The sequence below is a fragment of the Siphonobacter sp. genome (genome assembly GCF_048595215.1).
Taxonomy (GTDB): Bacteria; Bacteroidota; Bacteroidia; order Cytophagales; family Spirosomataceae; genus Siphonobacter.
Window position 1 is genome coordinate 1 of record NZ_JBMDWJ010000348.1, and the last position, 4,971, is coordinate 4,971.

5 protein-coding genes and 1 pseudogene are annotated in these 4,971 nt (G+C 48.8%); 2 read left to right on the plus strand and 4 right to left on the minus strand.

Translation table 11 applies throughout. The annotated features are described in order from the left end of the window. Positions 1-682: pseudogene (locus ACOJTG_RS21620) on the minus strand (hypothetical protein); the annotation flags it as partial. A gap of 62 nt (positions 683-744) precedes the next feature. Here ACOJTG_RS21620 and ACOJTG_RS21625 point away from each other — a divergent pair. Then, complete coding sequence (locus ACOJTG_RS21625; protein WP_420155706.1) at positions 745-1,485, plus strand: TrmH family RNA methyltransferase; 741 nt, start codon at positions 745-747, stop codon at positions 1,483-1,485. A gap of 353 nt (positions 1,486-1,838) precedes the next feature. Next, on the plus strand, positions 1,839-2,048 hold the full coding sequence (locus tag ACOJTG_RS21630) for an alkylphosphonate utilization protein (protein WP_420155707.1): 210 nt from the start codon (positions 1,839-1,841) through the stop codon (positions 2,046-2,048). A 92-nt stretch (positions 2,049-2,140) separates the two neighbouring features. Here ACOJTG_RS21630 and ACOJTG_RS21635 read toward each other — a convergent pair whose 3' ends face one another. From ACOJTG_RS21635 to ACOJTG_RS21645, 3 genes are all read right to left on the minus strand, one after another. Next, positions 2,141-2,749: a hypothetical protein gene (locus tag ACOJTG_RS21635; protein WP_420155708.1), complete on the minus strand. Its 609-nt coding sequence runs from the start codon at positions 2,747-2,749 to the stop codon at positions 2,141-2,143. Positions 2,750-2,761: 12 nt separating this feature from the next. Next, positions 2,762-3,553: a queuosine precursor transporter gene (locus ACOJTG_RS21640; protein ID WP_420155709.1), complete on the minus strand. Its 792-nt coding sequence runs from the start codon at positions 3,551-3,553 to the stop codon at positions 2,762-2,764. Positions 3,554-3,657: 104 nt separating this feature from the next. Then, on the minus strand, positions 3,658-4,908 hold the full coding sequence (locus tag ACOJTG_RS21645; RefSeq protein ID WP_420155710.1) for a pyridoxal phosphate-dependent aminotransferase: 1,251 nt from the start codon (positions 4,906-4,908) through the stop codon (positions 3,658-3,660). Positions 4,909-4,971 lie beyond the last annotated feature (63 nt).

The window sequence follows — 4,971 nt, forward strand, 5'->3', positions numbered from 1 at the left end:
AATTACGCTCATCGACCCGGTTTCCTTTTCGCAGAAAGCGAATGCCCCGGGTATTTTGAATAATACTATCAATGCGGGGATCAACCGTAACTAGCCGGATGGAATCCAGTACGTAAGGTTTTCCCTGTTGCACTTCGTAAAGCACTTTTACCCGGCGAAATTTGACCGTGTCAAGCTTGTACCGCACGGAATCGTCAAACATCCCCCGGTTGGTACGCAGAAAGGCCTGGAGGTTCTGGGCGTTCTGACGGGCGTCTTCTTCAGTGATGATGGCGGGCGGTTCGCCCACAACCCGCATCCACCAGTGACCCTGTTCAATCGCCATACGGTTGTGGTCAATCTTGCGGTCGAGCCGCTCAATCCGACGGAGGTTTTTGCGGGATTGTGTCGAATCCGGAGCATTTCGAATCTGTTCGATACGGGCCTGATATTCACGGATTTCTCGTTCGAAACGGGGCTTTTTGTACTTTAGAAAATCGGGGCGGGCAATCTGATACACCCACAGAAAAGGCGTAATAGGTTGCGTAATCAGAACCCGGTTTGATTCCTGGGGTAAAAGGGCCTCGAGCTCTTCGTTCGGAATTTCCTTGTTACCTTTGATGGTCTGTTTGGCTAACAGATACTCGCCTCGCCGTAGTTCGGTATTACGGGTGCAGGCAGCTAGAAAACCAAGAAAAGCCATTCCTATCACCAGCAGATGACTGTATTTCTTCCTCGTTGGGAATGGCATAAGTATACGGGACAATGATCTCACAAAAGTGGCAAAAACAAATACGCCTGCTTCAGCAGAAAAAGCACCGGCAGGAATCGGGAGCATTTCTGGTAGAAGGCGGCAAGAGTGTCCGCGAGTTACTGACCGCTGATTTTAGACTTCAGGCTCTGTTTGTAACGGATACATTTTACAAAGAAAACCAAAAGCTACTCGACGAGCAACCCTTCCGGCCTGAATTGGTGACGGAAGATGAACTCGAAAAGGTTGGGACCCTACAATCCAACAATGCTGCTCTGGCCATTGCAGAAACCAAAGAAAACCTTCCGCTGCGGGTACAGGGCCAGGAATTTGCTCTGATACTCGATGATATACGCGATCCGGGTAACCTCGGAACCATCATTCGGATTGCCGACTGGTACGGAATGAAAAAGATTATCTGCTCGACTTCCTGCGTAGATGTGTATAATCCAAAGGTGATTGCAGCCAGTATGGGGTCCTTTACGCGGGTACAAACGTATTACGTCCCGCTGCAGGAATTTTTCGAGCAGGAAAAAGCACAGACGGTTTACGGTACCTTCCTCGACGGGGAATCCATTCACGGCTTAACGTTTAGCGAGTCGGGATACATCGTGATTGGCAACGAAGCCAACGGCATCCGTCCGGAAAACGAAGGCTTTATCCAGAAACGCATCACCATTCCCCGGTTCGGCGAAGCTGAATCCCTGAATGCAGGCATTGCTACGGCGATTGTGCTGGATAATTTGCGACGTTGAGGTTGTTTATTTTATACAATAATAAGTACGTTTTTCGTCCCGCTGAGATGGCTGGTCTTTTAGTCCGTATCGCGAACACCGCTCTTTTTATCCTGCAATGGTCCACCGCATTGCCGAGGGAGTAGGCGGCTTGAGCCCGACCTGGAATGGTTATTCGTGGAGAGGTCCAGCCTGGAAGGCTCAGGGGCTACTAATCGGCCTTGTATACAGGACCAATCTTGGTCTAGATGGATAACGATACTCAAAAGAGTAAAGTTTTCTCTACTATGGAACAGAAATAAGCCATTACCCAACCTTACCTGTGAAGGCAACATAAACAAACAACATTTTACCTAACTTAAACAACAAATTCAATGAGTGTAATTGACAGTAATGGCAATGAATTAAAAGATGGCGATTCAGTAGTCGTGATTAAAAGTCTGAAAGTAAAGGGTACCTCCATGACGCTGAAACAAGGTACCGCCATCAAAAATATTCGCCTGAGCGATGATGAAGATGAGGTAGAATGTAAAGTGGAAAAGACCAAGCTTGTATTAAAAACCTGCTTCTTGAAGAAGTCTTAATGTATAGCCACAAAAAAGCCTGGTCTATAAACCAGGCTTTTTTGTGTAGCTATACCCCGCTAGGGGTAAGTGGTAATTTAGACCAAAGACGACTAATCAAGCGAGATGTAGTCAACAGTCATGTCCTCTGGAGCAAAAAACCTAGGCTCAACATGAAAGGTCACCTGATACGTCAATTTGATCCAACTATTGAAGTGATTAACCTTGGCCGATAAGGGCGGACCAATAATCCAGCCATCAGCAATAGGTTCTGGTTCGACGAGTTGTATTTGAAAATCGGGCTTTAATTGGAGATTCGCCTGCTTCGCCCAGGCGGTAGCATGTTCCTGAGCTTTGGCTAGAATACGATTCTTCACCTCAAGTTTGTCCTGCTCTTCGAACGTAGAGGAGATTTGAGCTAAAGCCAGCTCCGGATGAGAGGCTTGATAGGCTTCTACCAGAGTATAAGTATCGGGGGTTAATCGTATTTTGTAGGATGGAGTTTCATAATCGATCTGATCATTATAGAATTTGAAGGTCCCTAAATCTTCGTAATCGATCTGAGAATCCGACAGAAAAGCCGTCCATTGTTCGTGAGCCGACGCGGTGTTTTGCTGGGCTTCCGGCAGGCTTTTAAAGTCAAGTGCAGTAGAGAATAGAATCTCTTTAGGCGTGGCTGCTACGCGTTCGGTAAGGGTTAAACTGAATGAATCGACAGTCATAGGCGGATTCTTTTACAAAGACACGGGCAATTCCGTCGCGGCATCATCGGCTATCTGGCGGGCATTTTCCGTACCCAGCCAGCGATCAATGAGATAATGAACGAGGTACAAAATTGGAATAGTCAGCAGGGAGATAATGAATTTGTACAGGTAATTATTCAAGGCCACCGAAAGAGCCTGCCCCGCCGACCAGTTACCAAATAGGTAAAAGGCAACAAACACCACCACAAAGCTGTCGATGAGCTGCGATACTACCGTGGAACCCGTCGCCCGAATCCAGATGTACTTGTGGCCGGTATGCTTGCGGAGGTACTGAAAAACGGTGACGTCTAGAAACTGAGCCAGCAAAAAGGCCGTAATCGAGCCAATGATGATCCCCAAGCCCTGACGGAAAATGACTTTGTAGGCGTAATCGATGTTAAAATTGGTGGTACCCTTGTTAACGTCAAGCCAGAACTGGGCCGGGGGTAAGGTCGTAGCGGCGTAGATGATGAAGAAGGAATAGATAATGAGTCCCGCCGTGAGAAACGACAACCAGCGAACCCCTTTTCGGCCGAAATACTCATTGATCATATCGCCAATGATAAACACCAGTGGCCAGTTAAGAGCCCCCGCTGCCTGGTTAAATGACCACTTGTCGCCCCAGGGTGTTGGGATGTTAGCGGAGGGTAAGCCCAGTACGCCTTCCACGGAAAAAATTTTACCGCCAATGATTTCGGCTACCAGGGCATTCGCAATAAAAAAGCCAGACAATACAAAAAACAGAATCTGCCGTTTGGAGGCAAATAGAGGTTGATCATTCATACGGAAAGGTACGGTTTTGAGTGAGGGGGCGGCACCCAAACATAGTATTCAAAGGGGAATAGACGAAAAAGTCAGATGCTTTGCGAAACATCTGACTTTCGGTTTTATTGCGGCAGAACCACCAGCGGTTCTTCAACGGTTTTCTTTTCAGCACCCTGCTCCAGGAACGTTTCAATCCGGTCAATCGCCACGTTGAGCTGCTCGACGGGCGGGAGGGTTACGATGCGGAAGTGATCATCTTTGGCGTAGTTGAAGCCCGTACCGGGAACTAAGAGTACCCGCTGCTCTACCAGCAGTTCGTACACGAACTGTTCATCGTTGGCAAAGCGGAATTTCTTCAGATCCAGTTTCGGAAACAGGTACAACGCTCCTTTGGGCTTTACGCAGGTAATACCCGGAATGGCCGTAATGCGGTCGTAACTAAGCTGCATTTGTTTGTACAGCCGTCCCGTTGGAATTACCAGGTCGTTGATGCTCTGATAACCGCCCAAAGCCGTTTGAATGGCAAACTGGGCCGGGACGTTCCCGCACAGCCGCAGACTGGCCAGCAGGTTCAACCCTTCAATGTAGGACTTGGCCCGGTGTTTGGCTCCACTCAGAATCAGCCAGCCGCCGCGAAATCCGGCTGCTCGGTAGTTTTTGGAAAGCCCGCCGAACGTCAAACAAAGCGTATCCGTGGCCAGGGTACCCATGGGGTAGTGAATGGCTCCGTCGTACAGAATCTTATCGTAAATCTCATCCGAAAACAGCATCAATTGGTGCTCTTCGGCAATCCGGGCAATGCGAGCCAATACGTCTTTGGAATATACCGCTCCCGTCGGATTGTTGGGATTGATCAGGACAATGGCCTTGGTACGACGCGTAATTTTGCGTTCAATATCCTGAATATCCGGATTCCAGTCCGAAGCTTCGTCGCAGATGTAGTGAACGGGCTTGCCACCCGCCAGAGCTACCGAGGTCGTCCAGAGCGGATAATCGGGCGAGGGGATGAGCACTTCATCCTCATCGTCGAGCAGGGCCTGCATGGTCAGTAGAATCAGCTCACTCACGCCGTTGCCAATGTACACGTCGTCGATGGTGACGCCCGGGATACCAATGCTCTGCGTGTAGTGCATGACCGCCTTGCGAGCCGCGAACAAACCCCGCGAATCGGAATAGCCCTGTGCATCCCGAATATTCACGATCATGTCGTGGATGATTTCGTCGGGAGCATCAAAGCCAAACGGGGCCGGATTGCCAATATTTAGCTTGATGATTTTATAACCCTGAGCTTCAAGTTCCAGAGCTTTTTCGTAAACGGGTCCACGAATTTCGTACCGTAAACTGTCCAGTCGCGTCGATTTGTAAAAGGCCATAGGCGTCGGTCACCCCTAATTTTTTCTAAGCAAAAAACTACCCCTTCGAGAAACTAAAAAATT